Here is a 15447-nt window from a genome sequence, read left to right on the forward strand (position 1 = left end):
AATTGTTACCTTTCTAATAATCATTTTGCGCAGTGTGCGGAATATCACGGCGTGGCGTCAACATTTTGCATTACAGGGCCGATGAGAATGCTCTTAATCGTGGGCGCCCTGGGCTGTTTAAGTGATTAATAGGCGGGGTAAAGTGGATTTATCAGTGTTTTGTGCTAGGTTTAATAAGTGCGGTGGTGAAAGCCACCAACATGTTGATAATAAAAAAGGAGACCGATCCATGAAACTCTGGCAAATCGTAGGCGGTGCCGCGGCACTGACGATCACGCTGGCAGGATGCGCGCAAAAGAGTGCTGATGTGCCTACACAGGCGGCCGGTAATCCGGCGGCTGCGCAAACGCAGATTCAAGGCCCGGCGGTGACAGGTTCGGTTAATATACGTCAGCGTATTGCGCTGCCGCCGGACGCCGTACTGACGGTCACCCTCTCTGACGCCTCGCTGGCGGATGCACCGTCCAAAGTGATTGCACAGCGCGCGATACGTACTGAAGGGCAACAGGCGCCATTCAACTTTACGCTACCGTACAATCCGTCCGACATCCAACCGAATGCGCGTATCATTCTGAGCGCGGCGGTGACGGTCAACGGGCGACTGATGTTTATTACCGACACTATCCAGGAAGTGGTTAACCGCAACGGTACTCGCGCCGATCTGCTGCTGGTTCCGGTTCAGGGTGTACCGATTCAGGCTGCGCCAACCGCCATGCAGTAAATTTCCTGCGGTACAGCAAGATGAAATCAACAGCCTTTGCGCTTCGGCCAAAGGCTGTTTTGTTTTACCAGCGCCAGCCGTAGCGCTCGAAATCGACCGTGCTGTGCGGGCCGAAAATAATCCCTTCCGCCAGCAGTGCCTGCCGTTGCCGTTGAAAATCCTCCCCCTGCTGCGAGATCTGTCCGTGCCGGTTGATCACCCGGTGCCAGGGCAGCGCGCTGCCTTCCGGCAAACGCCGCAGCACGCCGCCAACCTGGCGCGCGGCGCGCGGTGAACCGGCCAGCCGGGCGACTTCGCCGTAGGTGGTGACTTTGCCGTAAGGAATGGCGGCCACGATGTGGAATACCCGCTGGCTGAAAGAGGCATCTTCTGGTTGCATATTGCTGTTCCTGCGCGAGTCAAAACCCAGGCGAAGAGTGTGCCACAGTGCAGGTGGGTAAGAAAACAGCGGTTAGCCCCGGTTGGCTTGCTATTTGGCGGGGCATCGCCGATAATGCCCACCGCTTCAGAGTACAGAAGCCGTCAATGGGGGCCCTGTTGGTTCTCCCGCAACACTAACTTGTGAACTCGGTCAGGTCCGGAAGGAAGCAGCCGCAGCAGGTGACGTGTGTGCCGGGATGTAGCTGGCAGGGTCCCCACCCATTTGGCCTTCGCCAATCCGCACTTTTGCCGTTTCTCTTCTACTCATCGATTATCCCTTTCTGTCATCAGGCAGAGCGACAAGGCATTTCTTTTCTTCCCGCCCTCAATTCTTTTGGATAATGAATTAGCGGTTCTGGATGCAAGCATAATGAGGGGGCGATGGCGTAACCTGTCTCGATTTAAAAAGAAAATGGTTTCCAGGCAATATTATTATTGAAAGGGGGAGTGCAAATGAAGTTTTACTGTCAATAGGAAAAGTACGTATTCAGCTTGAACATTGAAGCCGATAAAAGCATCGGCTCAACGCGTTGGGGGTCTGATTATCTGACATATTTCCAAACGGAGGTGGGGATTTTGTCATACAGTTTGTTCATGGTGAGCTCTGCCAGACGGTGATCGGCCGCTGAGTAAAACAGCTCCAGTTCATCATCGGAAAGCTCGTACTTATTTTTCTCAATAACACGTTCGAGAGTATCAATCGTGGTGCATTTACGTAAACGCATCAGATAGTCGGTTTTAGTCATGGTGGCCTTTAGTTTAATAACCGTAAAAATAGCTCGGGAATAATTATCCCTTAAGTTTTCATTGTCGTACAGATGTCCTCTCCTGAGAACATTCTGAATAATCTCGCCTTGGTTTTTTGCCAGCGGCGCAGGTCGGAATCATTGATACCGTAACTGCTGAACAGCGTATAGGTATCATCGAGATATTCTTCGACTAACTCCGACAGGTCAGATTCGTCCATGTATTTAATTTTATAGCTCATCACAAACGAAGCGATATGTTCGATCAACTCATTAAGCTGCAGGTTGACGGAGGACGTCGGATCGTTGACCCACCCATGATGACTGTCTCCCAGGGTAGCGATACCTTCATCATACAAATTTTCGCACAAGAATTTGAGCTGAGCAATGTCGTGTCGCTTAGGCGAATACTCATCCATATCATCCCCTCCGTAAGTCTTAATTGCGGTGTGATAACACTATGTGAGTAAGCTGATTTACATCATGGACGGAGGCAGCTTAACGGTCTTTAAATAAACTTCCCGTAAAATGAATATAAATCATTTTTTCGCGTTTGGCCTGTAGTTATTACGTAAACTTACAATTCATCCGCTGTTGATGGACGTGAGTTATCAATGATGTCGAAGATTAAACCCCGTTCTGTCACACGGAACCGGACGCTATCGCTGAGAGTGTCTTCGCTGTTGATATCCAGGCAGGCATTAAAAATGCCCCACTTATAACGATAACTCATTGAATAATCGCTACCACCCTGTTGCACTATATCAAGTATTTCTAATGAATCTTCGGCATAGCGTGCGCTTTCAGAATAAAAACTGAGTCCGCTGGTCAGCGCCGGCACTAACTCCGCTATATTGTCATTAATCACTTTCTTTAATTTGTTAACAGAAAGTGCGTTGACATCCAGGTTACAGGCAAGGGTAACAAGCATTAATCTCGGCCAACAGCAATGTTATCTGCTTATCTTACTCCTTTTCCTCCCTCGTCGGTAAATTTTTCGATTTACCGCTGTTCTTTACCCTATGCCAACATTTCTGTCGAACGGGAATATCCCTGAGATTGATAAGGGGAGCGTGGCGGGGGAGAGCCGCTGCGCGGGGCTGTTACGTTCCGTTGCATTAATTGGCACGGCAGGGCTTGAGACGTTGTAGTGAGTGTGATGTTATATTGTAACCATTATTCCATCGCGTTGGTCACGACATTGACTCCCTCTTCACAACATGACGCTGCGTCGTCACTGAATTCGTTGTTTACCACCTCCGCTGCCGTGCGCTGTTCGGGGGCCGTTGTGCTGCTGGCCCTGTTGTGGCTCGGCATTTTCTGGGCGGTGTCGCTGCCATGATCACCTTGCGTCAGTTGGCGATAGGCTATGGGGCCACGCCACTTTTCCCGCCGCTGAGCGGGCAGTTTACTGCCGGATCGCTCACCGCGGTGGTGGGCGTCAACGGGGCGGGTAAGTCGACGCTGCTGAAAACCTTCGCCGGATTGTTGCCGCCGTTGGGGGGCAGCCTGAATTTTAGCGGCGGAAAGCCGCCGCGCAGAGCTTATCTACCGCAACAGGCGGAGCTGGATCGGCAATTCCCGATTGCGGTAAGCGATCTGGTGGCGATGGGCTGTTGGCCGCAAAGTGGCATGTTCGGCGGCATGAACAAGCGTGCGGCGAGCCAGGTCAACGAGGCGTTGGCGAGCGTTGGCATGAGCGCGCTGGCGCACACTCCGGTGGGTGAACTGTCCGGCGGCCAGCTGCAGAGGGTGTTGTTTGCGCGCCTGCTGGTCCAACAGGCGCCGCTGATTTTGCTGGATGAACCTTTCACCGGTATCGACAGCGCCACCACGCAAATTTTGCTGCAGGTGATTGCGCAACTGCACCGGCAGGGGAAAACGGTGATCGCCGTGCTGCACGATATGTCGATGGTCGCCGAGCATTTTTCACAGGTACTGTTGCTGACGCCGCAGGCTTGCCACTGGGGCGCGGCCAAGCGGGTGCTGGAACAGGTGCCGAGGTATCACGCCGCCGAACGGCAGCCGGATCTGCGGGCGGTGGCGCCATGATGTTGTTGCATGGGCTTATCGATCCTTTCCTCTCTTTCGGTTTTATGCGCCGCGCGCTCATGGCCTGTCTGGCGTTGTCGCTCAGCGCCGCCCCGCTGGGCGTGTTTCTGCTGCTGCGCCGCATGAGCCTGGTCGGGGACGCATTGTCCCACGCGGTGTTGCCGGGCGCGGCGATCGGTTATCTGATCTCCGGCATGTCGCTGGTGGCGATGGGGGTGGGCGGTTTTATCGCCGGGTTGGCGGTGGCGATGCTGTCCGGCCTGGTGAGCCGCCGCACGCCGTTAAAAGAAGATGCCAGCTTCGCCGGGTTCTATCTGGGGTCACTGGCGCTGGGGGTCACGCTGGTCTCGCTGCGCGGTTCCAGCGTGGATCTGCTGCACGTGCTGTTCGGTTCGATTTTGGCGGTGGATGCGCAGGCCATGCTGATGGTCGGTGCGATCGCCTCGGTTTCGCTGCTGGCATTGGCGGCGCTGTACCGCGCGTTAGTGATCGAATCCTTCGACGTCACTTTTCTGCGCGTCAACGCCCCGCGCCGGTTGGCGCTGATCCACGGCCTATTTCTGGCGCTGGTTGTGGTCAATCTGGTGGCGGGATTCCAGATCCTCGGCACCCTGATGTCGGTGGGGCTGATGATGCTGCCCGCCGCCAGCGCGCGCTTCTGGGCGCGCAATCTGCCGCAGACGCTGGCGACGGCGATGGGCATCGGCGCGCTTTCCAGCGTGATTGGGCTGGTGTGGTCCTATTACGCGTCATTGCCTGCCGGCCCGGCGATCGTGCTCAGCGCCAGCGTCATCTTTTTCGTCTCGATCCTGTTTGGAACGCGCGGAGGCATTTGCGCCTTCGCGCGCCGTTGAGAAGTGCCCTTTGCAAGGAGAAAGTATGAAACGTTTACCTATATCGCTGGCGGTTGCTGCTCTGCTGGCCAGCCCATTGGCGATGGCGAAGACCGTCGACGCCGTCGCCAGCTTTTCCATTCTGGGCGATATCGTCAAACAGGTGGGAGGCGATCACGTCAAGGTTAGCACGCTGGTGGGGCCGGATGGCGATCCGCACAGTTTCGAGCCTTCGCCGCAGGACGGCAAGACGCTGGCTCAGGCTGATGTGGTGTTCGTCAGCGGCCTGGGACTGGAAGGGTGGATCGATCGCCTGGTCAGCGCTTCGGGTTATAAAGGGCAGGTGATCACCGCTTCACAGGGGATCAGCACCCGCCAAATGGAGGAGGACGGCAAACCGATTACCGATCCCCACGCCTGGAACAGCATGAAAAACGGCGTACAGTACGCTACCAACGTGATGAACGCCCTGATTGCCGCCGATCCCGAGGATGCCAACTATTTTCGCCAGCGCGGAGCCGAATACATTCAGCAGCTGCAAAAGCTGGACCAGTGGGCCAAAACCCAGTTCGCCGCAGTGCCGCCACAGAAACGTAAGGTGCTGACCAGCCATGATGCGTTTGGCTACTTTGGGCAAGAGTACGGCGTCACCTTCCTTGCCCCGGTCGGGTTTTCCACCGAGGCCGAAGCCAGCGCCAGCGACGTGGCCAATCTGATCAAGCAAATCAAACAGGAAAAGGTCAACGCTTACTTTATCGAAAATCAGACCGATCCGCGGTTGGTGAAACAGATCGCCGCCGCCACCGGCGCCAAGGCGGGCGGCGAGCTGTACCCTGAAGCGCTCTCCCGCGCGGGCGGCCCGGCGGCCACCTATGAGCAGGCGTTCAAGCACAATGTCGACGCGCTGCTGAGCAGCATGAAGTAATCTCCGCCCCCGCCTGCCGGCGGGGGACGGCTTGCAGGTACTTTCTCGCCGTAAAAAAAAAGCCCCGTTGAGCAGCAACGGGGCTTTGCGACAGATGACACTTTGGAGTTAACGCTTTTTCTTACGTCCCTGTACCGCTTTGAATCGCGGATTGCTTTTACAGATCACATAGATGCGGCCACGACGACGCACGACTTTGCAATCCGGGTGGCGGTTTTTCGCCGAACGCAATGAACTCAATACCTGCATGGGATTTCCTTGTTACTTATTGCCGATAAAGCGGCCAAAGCGCTGCTGGAAGCGCGCCGTGCTGCCTTCTTTGGAATAGTCTTTCTGCTTGCCGGTGTAATACGGATGCGAAGCAGAAGAGACGTCAAGGGTGACATACGGCCAGCTTTCGCCGTCCAGTTCGATGGTGCGATCGGTTTTGATGGTCGATCCCACTTTGAAGTAGGCATTGGCGCTGACGTCGTGGAACACCACGGTGCGGTAATCGGGGTGGATGCCGGGTTTCATAATGGCTCTCTCGTGTAATGTTATACTATAACAATAATTATGCGCCGACCTGGCATCGCGATCAAGCGCAAATTGCACACAAAAGTGAATTAATGAGAACGGTTTGCATTAAGCAACTGAAGCAAAAGAAAAAGGCCGCATGCGCGGCCTTTTCGGTTATCGGGTAGAGATCCCTTCACTGAGCGATCAGTGGTGTTCTACCGGATGGCTGTGTTCCAGGTCTTCGTTCTTCTTGCTGAAGCGGCGGCGAACCACCACGAAGAACACCGGCACGAAGAAGATCGCCAAGACGGTGGCGGTGATCATCCCGCCCATTACGCCGGTACCTACCGCGTTCTGTGCGCCGGAGCCTGCGCCGCTGCTGATAACCAGCGGCAGAACCCCGAGGATGAAGGCCAGAGATGTCATGAGGATTGGACGCAAACGCATACGCACCGCTTCCAACGTCGCTTCGATCAGACCTTTGCCTTCTTTCTCCATCAGATCCTTGGCGAACTCAACGATCAGGATGGCGTTCTTCGCCGATAGACCGATGGTGGTCAGCAGCCCTACCTGGAAGTACACGTCGTTGTTCATGCCGCGCATCGTCGCGGCCAGCAACGCACCGATAACCCCCAGCGGCAATACCAGCATGACCGAGAACGGCACGGACCAGCTTTCATACAGCGCTGCCAGACACAGGAACACCACCAGAATCGAGATGGCGTACAGCGCCGGCGCCTGGTTGCCCGACAGACGTTCCTGATAGGACATACCGGTCCAGTCGTAACCGATGCCACTTGGCAGTTTGGATGCCAGCTGTTCCATCAGGTTCATCGCTTCACCGGTACTCTTGCCCGGTGCGGCCTGGCCCAGAATTTCCATCGACGGCAGGCCGTTATAGCGTTCCAGACGCGGTGAGCCGTATTCCCACTTCGCCGAAGAGAAGGCGGAGAATGGCACCATCTGGCCGCTGGTACCGCGCACGTACCACTTGTTGATGTCTTCCGGCAGCATACGGAACGGCGCGTCGGCCTGTACATACACCTTCTTCACACGACCGCGGTCGATGAAGTCGTTGACGTACGAACCACCCAGGGCGGTGCTCAGCGTGCTGTTGATGGTAGTGATGCTGACGCCCAGCGCCTTGGCTTTCTCCTGATCGACGATCAGTTTGAACTGCGGCGTATCTTCCAGGCCGTTCGGGCGCACACCCACCAGCACGTCCGGATGCTGAGCAACCATGCCCAACAGCTGGTTACGCGCTTCGGTCAGTTTTTCGTGCCCCAGGCCACCCTGGTCAATCAACTCGAAGTCGAAGCCGGTTGCGGTACCGAGTTCGATGATCGCCGGCAGGTTGAACGGGAACACCAGGCCTTCTTTAATCTGCGAGAAGGCACCCATGGCACGGCCCGCGATCGCCTCGACCTTGTTCCCGGCCCCTGGACGCTCACCCCAGTCTTTCAGGCTGACGAATGCCAGGCCGTTGTTCTGGCCGTTACCGTTGAAGCCGAAGCCCGCGACGGTAAACACCGAAACCACGTTGTCCTTTTCCTTGTTCAGGAAGTAGTCGGAGACTTCTTCCAGCACTTTGTTGGTACGGGACTCGGTGGCACCGGCAGGCAACTGCACCATGGTCAACAGGATGCCCTGATCTTCGTCCGGCAGGAACGAGGAAGGCAGGCGCAGGAACAGCAGGCCCATGCCAACCACGATCAACAGGTAGATGATCAGATAGCGGCCGGTGCTGCGCAGGATGTTGCCCACGCTGTCGGTATAGTGATGTGTGCTCTTCTCGAACATGCGGTTAAACCAGCCGAAGAAGCCTGTTTTAACCCCGTGATCGCCTTTCGGGATCGGTTTGAGTAGGGTGGCGCACAGCGCCGGCGTCAGGATCAAGGCCACCAGCACCGACAACGCCATCGCGGACACGATGGTGATCGAGAACTGGCGATAGATGGCGCCGGTTGAACCGCCGAAGAACGCCATCGGCACGAATACCGCCGACAGCACCATGGCGATACCCACCAGCGCGCCCTGGATCTGGCCCATCGATTTACGGGTAGCTTCTTTCGGCGGCAGCCCCTCTTCGGACATGACGCGCTCGACGTTTTCCACCACCACGATGGCGTCATCCACCAGCAGGCCGATCGCCAACACCATGCCGAACATCGTCAGGGTGTTTATCGAGAAGCCGAACGCGGCGAGGATCGCAAAGGTCCCCAGCAGTACTACCGGCACCGCGATGGTTGGGATCAGCGTCGCGCGGAAGTTCTGCAGGAACAGATACATCACCAGGAAGACCAGGATGATGGCTTCGATCAGCGTTTTCACCACTTCGTTGATGGAGATTTTAACGAACGGGGTGGTGTCGTACGGATAAACCACTTTCATCCCTTGCGGGAAGAAGGGCGCCATCTTGGCCAGCTCGTCTTTCACACCTTTGGCAGTGTTCAAGGCGTTGGCGCCGGTCGCCAGTTTGATACCCAGGCCGGCGGCAGGCTTGCCGTTGTAGCGAGCGGTAACGGCATAGCTTTCCGCGCCGCGCTCGATATGAGCGACGTCGCGCAGGCGTACCTGAGAACCGTCGGTATTCACTTTCAGCAGGATCTTGCCGAACTCTTCCGGCGAAGTCAGACGGGTCTGCGCGATGATCGAGGCGTTCAACTGCTGCCCCGGCACCGGCGGCAGGCCGCCCAGCTGGCCTGCGGCGATCTGGTTGTTCTGCTCGGTGATGGCGGAGGTCACGTCCGTGGTCGTCAGCTGGAAGTTGTTCAGCTTGTTCGGATCCAGCCAGATACGCATCGCGTACTGGGCACCGAACAGCTGCACTTCACCCACGCCGGACGAACGGCTGATCGGGTCCTTGATGTTGGACGCCACGTAGTCCGCAATATCGTCCTGAGTCATGTTCGGATCGTCGGAAACGAAGCCGGCCACCATCAGGAAGCTGCTGCTGGATTTTTCTACTTTCAGGCCCTGTTGCTGAACTTCTTGCGGCAGCAACGGGGTGGCCAACGACAGTTTGTTCTGAACCTGAACCTGCGCGATGTCAGGATCGGTGCCGGAATCAAACGTCAGGGTAATGGTGACGCTACCAGAGGAATCACTGGTGGAGGACATGTACATCAGGTTATCGATACCGTTCATGTTCTGTTCGATAATCTGCGTGACGGTATCCTGCACCGTTTTGGCATCTGCGCCCGGGTAGTTGGCGGAAATACTCACCGCCGGCGGTGCAATAGTGGGATACTGCGCGATTGGCAGTTTCATTATTGCAAGCACCCCCGCCAACATGACGATGATGGCGATTACCCAGGCGAAAATCGGGCGATCTATAAAGAACTTAGCCATGTATTACAGGCTCCTTTTTATGACTTCTGCGCTTCAGACTGCGGCTGTTTTTGCGCCTGAGTGTCAACTTCCTGCACTTTTACCTGCGCGCCCGGATGCACTTTCATCAGGCCGGAGACGATCACGCGATCGCCGGATTTCAGGCCATCGGTCACCAGCCATTTGTCGCCGATCGCCTGGTCGGCCTTCAGCGTGCGCAGCTCAACTTTGTCGTCTGCCCCTACCACCAACGCCGTCGCGTCGCCGCGCGGGTTGCGGGTAACGCCTTGCTGAGGCACCAGCAGCGCATCGCTGCGCACGCCTTCGTCCAGACGGGCGCGTACGAACATGCCCGGCAACAGCGTATCGTTCGGGTTAGGGAACAGGGCGCGAATGGTGATGGAGCCAGTGGTTTCATCGACGGTGACGTCAGAGAACTCCAGCGTGCCTTCCTGCGCGTATTCGGTGCCGTTTTCCAGCATCAGTTTCACTTTTGCCTTGCCGTTTTCCTGCTTCAGCGCGCCGCTGGCCAGCTCTTGCTTCAGGCGCAGGAAATCAGTGCTTGACTGGGTGACGTCGACATACATCGGATCCAGCTGCTGCACGGTAGACAGTGCGGTTGCCTGGCCGTTGCTGACCAGTGCGCCTTCGGTCACGGCGGACTTGCCGATGCGGCCGGAGATCGGAGAGGTCACCTTGGTGTACGCCAGGTTGATGCGCGCGGTTTCCACGGCGGCCTTGGCGGCCACGACGGCGGCGTCCGCCTGCTGCAGCGTGGAGACGGCGTTGTCGTAGTCCTGTTTACTGATGTAGCTCGTGCCCAGCAATGGCTTGTAGCGGTTTACCGTCACGCGTGCGATGGAAGCGCTGGCCTGTGCTTTGGCCAAATCGCCTTTCGCGCTGTCGTAGCTGGCTTGATAGGTGGCGGGATCGATTTGGTACAGAGACGTCCCGGCCTTGATATCGCTGCCTTCAACGAAGTTGCGCTTCAGGATGATGCCGCTGACCTGAGGGCGAACTTCGGCGATACGATACGCAGCGGTGCGGCCAGGAAGATCGGTAGTAATGTTGAGAGGCTCAGCCTTCAAGGTGACTACGCCCACTTCAGGCGCCTGTTGTTGGGCGCCTTGCTGTTGGGTTTCTTTATCGTTACATCCTGTTAGCACTAAGCTGCCTGAAAGCATCAGAACGGCCGCCAGAGGCGTTAACCCTCTGTTTTTGTTCATAGAAAAACCTCAAGTGTCCGATTTCAAAATGATCAATGGATCACAAGCTTTAAAACCCATTGCTGCGTTAATTATATGTGCGTGCTATGGTACATACATTCGCGAATGTATGTAAATCACACTCCCCCTAAATAACAATGCCATGGCACGAAAAACCAAACAGCAGGCGCAAGAAACCCGACAGCAAATCCTTGATGCTGCGGTGAGAGAGTTCTCTGAACGTGGCGTTGCTGCAACGTCACTGACAGATATTGCCACCGCTGCCGGGGTTACGCGTGGAGCCATCTACTGGCACTTCAAGAATAAGGTAGACCTGTTTAATGAAGTTTGGGAATCTACCGAGCCGAAAATTGACCAGCTCGAAACAGAGTATCAGGCAAAGTTTCCCGATAATCCACTGCGGGTTATCCGAGAAATTCTGATTTACATTCTGACGTCTACGGTTGAAGACGGCCGTAGGCGGGCGTTGATGGAAATTATATTCCACAAATGCGAGTTTGTCGGTGAAATGATGCCGCTGCTGGATTCGCGCAAGGTGCTGTACCTCGCCGGCTATGAACGCATCGAAGCGGTGCTGTATAACTGCATTCACCACGGGCAATTGCCCGCCGATTTACATACCCGCCGTGCGGCGATCATCCTGCGCGGTTATATCACCGGCCTGATGGAAAACTGGCTGTTTATGCCGGAAAGTTTCGATCTGCGGGCCGAAGCCGAAGCGCTGGTGGACGCGTTTTTGGAGATGCTGCAGTTTTGCCCCACCTTGCGCCTCAAACCCGACGCGGTGACGCCTGACGCCGACCGCCTTCCTTTATAAGGAGAGATTTCATGTCATCAGTTGTTCTTATTGCCAATGGCGCCGCCTATGGCCATGAATCCTTGTTCAATGCGCTGCGGTTGGCCATCGCCATGAAAGAGCAGCAGAGCAGCCTCGACCTGCGGCTGTTTCTGATGTCCGACGCGGTGGTGGCCGGGCTGGCCGGACAGCAGCCGCACGAAGGGTACCATCTGCAGCAGATGCTGGAGATCCTCACCGCGCAGCAGGTGCCGGTCAAGCTGTGCAAGACCTGCGCCGACGCGCGCGGCGTCAGCCGCTTGCCGCTGGCGGACGGCGTGGCGATCGGCACCTTGGTCGAGCTGGCGCAGTGGACGCTGGCGGCGGAGAAAGTGCTGACTTTCTGATTTCGCGACAACGAGACATCACCGGCAACGTTTTTGTTGTTCGTTGCCCGCCGGCGGTCGTGATAATCTTCAGGCTTCTTTACCGATCCGAAGCCAAATCATGCATCGCTGGTTGACTCTGCCTTCTCTGACGCCGCTCACGTTTGTCGGCGCATGCCGGCGGCGCATCGCCGCCGTGACACTCCTTTTCCTGATTTTTGCGTGTTGCTTGCCGGCACAGGCGGCGCTGAACGGCGATCTGCCGCAGCGCAGCGAAGTGCAAAGCCAGCTGGAAACGCTGAACAAACAAAAAGCCCTGACGCCGGTCGAAAAGCTCTCCCAGCAGGATTTGACCCGCACGCTGGAACTGCTGGATGCCATCGAGCGCAACCGGCAAGACGTCGCACAGCTTAAACAGCAGGTGCAGCAGGCGCCGGCGAAGCTCAATCAGGTCACCGCCGAACTGGATGCGCTGAAGCAGCCGACGGACAACGCGGCCGCGCGCGCCGCGCTGTTGCCGCTGTCGCTGCGCCAGCTGGAAAGCCGGCTGTATCAAACGCTCGACGAGCTGCAAAGCGCGCAGGAGAGCCTCTCGACCTACAACAGCCAACTGGTGTCGCTGCAAACCCAGCCTGAACGGGTGCAGAGCACCATGTACGCCGCTTCGCAGCGCCTGCAGGAGATCCGCAGCCAGCTCAGCGGCCAGACGCCGGGGCAAGATTCGCTGCGCAATAGCCAGCAGGTCATGCTGGCCACCGAACAGGCGCTGCTCAACGCGCAGTTGGAGCTGCAGCGCAAGAGCCTGGAAGCCAACACCACGCTACAAGATCTGCTGCAAAAACAGCGTGATTACACCACGGCGCATATCGATGCGCTGGATCGGTCGGTGCAGCTGCTGCAGGAGCTCGTCAACAGCAAGCGCCTGACGCTGTCTGAAAAAACCGCCAAAGAGGCGCAGAACCCGGAAGACGCCACCGATATCCAGCACGATCAGCTGGTCAGCAAGCAGCTGGACGTCAACCGACAGTTGAGCCAACAGCTGATTGCCGCCACCGAAGAGAGCAACACCCTGTTCCAGCAGAATATTCGGGTCAAAAACTGGCTCGATCGCGGTCTGCAGGCGGAACGTAACCTGAAAGAGCAGATCCAGGTGCTGAAGGGCAGCCTGGTGCTGTCGCGCATTCTGTATCAGCAGCAGCAGAGCCTGCCGCAGGGCACGCTGCTGGCTGATATAGACACGCGCATCGCCGATCTGCGGCTGGAGCAGTTCGATATCAATCAGCAACGCGACGATCTGTTCAAGGGTGAGGATTACATCAACCAGCTGGTGGCCGAAAGCAAGGAAAAGGCCGGCCCGGAAGTGATCGACGCACTGAACGAGATCGTCGACATGCGCCGCGAACTGCTGGATCAACTGAACAAGCAGCTCAGCAACCAGCTGTCGCTGTCGATCAACCTGCAGATCAACCAACAGCAGCTCACCAGCGTCTACGGCTCGCTGCAGGATACGCTGACCCAGCAGATTTTCTGGGTCAACAGCAACAAGCCGGTCGATCTGGCGTGGCTGAAGGCAATGCCGGAGACGGTGCGCGATCAGCTCGCCGGGCTCGATATCAAATTCGACGGTGGCAAGCTATTGCAGGGCGGCTTGAATGCGCTGGTGTTCCTGATCCCGTTGCTGTTGGCGATCGGGGTATTGCGCTGGCGCTACCGGTTGATCGACAGTCATTTGCAAAAGCTGGCCAACGACGTGGGGCAACTGAAGCGCGACGGCCAGCTGCACACGCCGAAGGCCATCGCGCTGACCTTGCTGAAGGTGTTGCCTGGCGCCGCGCTGCTGCTCGGCGTCGGTTTCTGGATGTATCGCGCGGATTTGGGTATCAGCGACTTTATTTGGGCGTTGTCGCAGCAGCTGGCGTTGTCGTGGCTGGTGTTCGGCTTCAGCTATCGCATGCTGAAACCGGGCGGCATCGCCGAGCGGCATTTCAACTTCGGCGCTAACCTGTGCGCGCATTACCGCCGCCAGACGCTGCGGCTGGGGCTGGCGCTGCAGCCGCTGATCTTCTGGTCGGTATTGGGCGAGAAAGCGCCGCTGCGTCTGGTGGAAGACGTCATCGGCCAGATCGTGGTGATGTTGACGCTGGCGCTGCTTGCGGTGCTGGTGTTCCCGCTGTGCCGCGACAGCTGGCGTGAAAAGGGCTCGCATGCCGTGCGGCTGGTGGTGGTGACCGCGCTTGCCGCCACACCGCTGATCCTGCTGGGGCTGATGTTCGCCGGTTACTTCTATACCACGCTGCGGCTGGCCAGCCGCTGGATAGACAGCCTGTATCTGTTCTTCCTGTGGAATATCGTGTATCTGACTGCCCTGCGCGGCCTGAGCGTGGCGGCGCGGCGTTTGGCCTACCGGCGCGCGCTGGCGCGGCGGCAAAACGTGGTGAAAGAGGGGGCCGAAGGCGGCGAAGCGGTGGTGGAAGAGCCGCCGCTGGCGCTCGATCAGATCAACCAGCAGTCGCTGCGCCTGACCACCCTGGTGCTGTTCGCCATCTTCGCCAGCGCCTTCTACGCCATTTGGTCGGATCTGGTGACGGTCATCGCTTACCTGGACAGCATCACGCTGTGGCATTACACCAGCACCGTGGCGGGCAGCAGCGTGTCGCAGGCGGTGACGCTGGGTAACATGATGGTGGCGATCGCCGCGGTGATCGTCGCTTATGTGCTCACCCGCAACTTGCCCGGCCTGCTGGAGGTGGTGGTGCTGTCGCGGTTGCAGCTGCGGCAGGGGGCGTCTTATGCCATCACCACCGTGCTCACTTACCTGATCACCGCCGTGGGCGCCGTGGTTGCGCTGGGATCGCTGGGCGTATCCTGGGACAAACTGCAATGGCTGGCCGCCGGTCTGACGGTCGGGCTTGGCTTTGGCCTGCAGGAGATCTTCGCCAACTTCGTCTCCGGCCTGATCATTCTGTTCGAACGCCCGATCCGCATCGGCGATACCATCACCATCGGCACCTTCTCCGGTTCGGTCAGCAAGATCCGCATTCGCGCCACCACCATTACCGACTTCGACCGTAAAGAGGTGATCATTCCGAACAAGGCGTTCGTCACCGAGCGGCTGATCAACTGGTCACTGTCCGACACCATCACCCGCGTGCTGATCAAGGTGGGCGTGGCCTACGGTTCCGATCTCGACAAGGTGAAAAAGGTGCTGCTGCAGGCGGCGCACGACAACCCGCGGGTGATGACCGATCCCGAACCGCAGGTGTTCTTCCTCAACTTCGGGGCCAGCACGCTGGATCACGAACTGCGGCTCTATGTACGGGAACTGCGCGATCGCAGCTACACGGTGGACGAACTGAACCGCTCAATCGACCGCTTGTGCCGGGAAAACGACATCGACATTGCCTTCAATCAGCTGGAGGTGTATCTGCATAACCAGCAGGGCAATGAAGTGCAGGAAGTGAAAAGAACGCTCTCGCCGGATGAAGGCGGCCAGACGGCGGGCTGATGTGCGTTGAAAGATGGAAGAGACAGCGGG

The 15447-nt window shown here is 57.5% G+C and carries 15 protein-coding genes and 1 other RNA gene; 8 read left to right on the forward strand and 8 right to left on the reverse strand.

Features of this window, described 5'->3' with window-relative positions:
• Positions 1-229: 229 nt before the first annotated feature.
• Complete coding sequence (locus ACJ8IL_RS15675) at positions 230-721, forward strand: YbaY family lipoprotein (RefSeq protein WP_025301777.1); 492 nt, start codon at positions 230-232, stop codon at positions 719-721.
• Between the two features lie 64 nt (positions 722-785).
• Here the strand turns inward: ACJ8IL_RS15675 and ACJ8IL_RS15680 are convergent, their stop codons facing one another.
• On the reverse strand, positions 786-1100 hold the full coding sequence (locus ACJ8IL_RS15680) for an MGMT family protein (protein ID WP_025301778.1): 315 nt from the start codon (positions 1098-1100) through the stop codon (positions 786-788).
• A 156-nt stretch (positions 1101-1256) separates the two neighbouring features.
• Between ACJ8IL_RS15680 and ffs the strand changes: the two genes are divergently transcribed.
• An RNA gene (gene ffs / locus ACJ8IL_RS15685) (signal recognition particle sRNA small type) lies at positions 1257-1353 on the forward strand.
• Between the two features lie 330 nt (positions 1354-1683).
• Here the strand turns inward: ffs and ACJ8IL_RS15690 are convergent.
• The 3 genes from ACJ8IL_RS15690 to ACJ8IL_RS15700 form a co-directional block, all read right to left on the reverse strand.
• Entirely contained in the window at positions 1684-1887 is a 204-nt protein-coding gene (locus ACJ8IL_RS15690; protein WP_004940313.1) for an HHA domain-containing protein, read from the reverse strand.
• 50 nt (positions 1888-1937) lie between these two features.
• Positions 1938-2306, reverse strand: coding sequence for an Hha toxicity modulator TomB (gene tomB / locus ACJ8IL_RS15695; protein ID WP_004940312.1), 369 nt, complete (start codon positions 2304-2306; stop codon positions 1938-1940).
• Between the two features lie 158 nt (positions 2307-2464).
• Positions 2465-2818 (reverse strand): hypothetical protein, encoded by a 354-nt coding sequence (locus tag ACJ8IL_RS15700; RefSeq protein WP_025301779.1) that lies wholly within the window; start codon positions 2816-2818, stop codon positions 2465-2467.
• Between the two features lie 407 nt (positions 2819-3225).
• Here ACJ8IL_RS15700 and ACJ8IL_RS15705 point away from each other — a divergent pair, with 407 nt between their 5' ends.
• Genes ACJ8IL_RS15705 through ACJ8IL_RS15715 form a run of 3 tightly spaced genes read left to right on the forward strand, consistent with a single transcriptional unit; the run spans position 3226 to position 5697 of the window.
• A complete protein-coding gene (locus ACJ8IL_RS15705) occupies positions 3226-3939 on the forward strand; it encodes a metal ABC transporter ATP-binding protein (RefSeq protein WP_442516652.1) in 714 nt (237 codons plus the stop codon).
• A complete protein-coding gene (locus ACJ8IL_RS15710; RefSeq protein ID WP_043135664.1) occupies positions 3936-4793 on the forward strand; it encodes a metal ABC transporter permease in 858 nt (285 codons plus the stop codon). Before ACJ8IL_RS15705 ends, ACJ8IL_RS15710 begins: the two co-directional genes overlap by 4 nt.
• Positions 4794-4818: 25 nt before the next feature.
• Positions 4819-5697: a metal ABC transporter substrate-binding protein gene (locus tag ACJ8IL_RS15715; RefSeq protein WP_442516653.1), complete on the forward strand. Its 879-nt coding sequence runs from the start codon at positions 4819-4821 to the stop codon at positions 5695-5697.
• Positions 5698-5805: 108 nt separating this feature from the next.
• Here ACJ8IL_RS15715 and ykgO read toward each other — a convergent pair whose 3' ends face one another.
• The 4 genes from ykgO to sdeX all read right to left on the reverse strand — a co-directional run bounded on the left by ykgO (position 5806) and on the right by sdeX (position 10751).
• On the reverse strand, positions 5806-5946 hold the full coding sequence (ykgO, locus tag ACJ8IL_RS15720) for a type B 50S ribosomal protein L36 (RefSeq protein WP_004940304.1): 141 nt from the start codon (positions 5944-5946) through the stop codon (positions 5806-5808).
• A gap of 12 nt (positions 5947-5958) precedes the next feature.
• The gene (locus ACJ8IL_RS15725) at positions 5959-6213 is read right to left on the reverse strand and encodes a type B 50S ribosomal protein L31 (protein ID WP_004940303.1); all 255 of its coding nucleotides are present in this window, start codon (positions 6211-6213) and stop codon (positions 5959-5961) included.
• A gap of 186 nt (positions 6214-6399) precedes the next feature.
• The gene (sdeY, locus tag ACJ8IL_RS15730) at positions 6400-9546 is read right to left on the reverse strand and encodes a multidrug efflux RND transporter permease subunit SdeY (RefSeq protein ID WP_025301783.1); all 3147 of its coding nucleotides are present in this window, start codon (positions 9544-9546) and stop codon (positions 6400-6402) included.
• Between the two features lie 17 nt (positions 9547-9563).
• Positions 9564-10751: a multidrug efflux RND transporter periplasmic adaptor subunit SdeX gene (gene sdeX / locus ACJ8IL_RS15735; RefSeq protein WP_025301784.1), complete on the reverse strand. Its 1188-nt coding sequence runs from the start codon at positions 10749-10751 to the stop codon at positions 9564-9566.
• Positions 10752-10893: 142 nt separating this feature from the next.
• Between sdeX and acrR the strand changes: the two genes are divergently transcribed.
• From acrR to mscK, 3 genes are all read left to right on the forward strand, one after another.
• Positions 10894-11568, forward strand: coding sequence for a multidrug efflux transporter transcriptional repressor AcrR (gene acrR, locus ACJ8IL_RS15740; protein ID WP_025301785.1), 675 nt, complete (start codon positions 10894-10896; stop codon positions 11566-11568).
• Between the two features lie 11 nt (positions 11569-11579).
• Complete coding sequence (locus tag ACJ8IL_RS15745; protein ID WP_004940282.1) at positions 11580-11933, forward strand: DsrE/DsrF/TusD sulfur relay family protein; 354 nt, start codon at positions 11580-11582, stop codon at positions 11931-11933.
• Positions 11934-12033: 100 nt separating this feature from the next.
• A complete protein-coding gene (gene mscK / locus ACJ8IL_RS15750) occupies positions 12034-15417 on the forward strand; it encodes a mechanosensitive channel MscK (RefSeq protein WP_442516654.1) in 3384 nt (1127 codons plus the stop codon).
• Positions 15418-15447: the final 30 nt, after the last annotated feature.

It is taken from the genome of Serratia sp. CY47444 (genome assembly GCF_052168635.1).
Taxonomy (GTDB): domain Bacteria; phylum Pseudomonadota; class Gammaproteobacteria; order Enterobacterales; family Enterobacteriaceae; genus Serratia; species Serratia bockelmannii.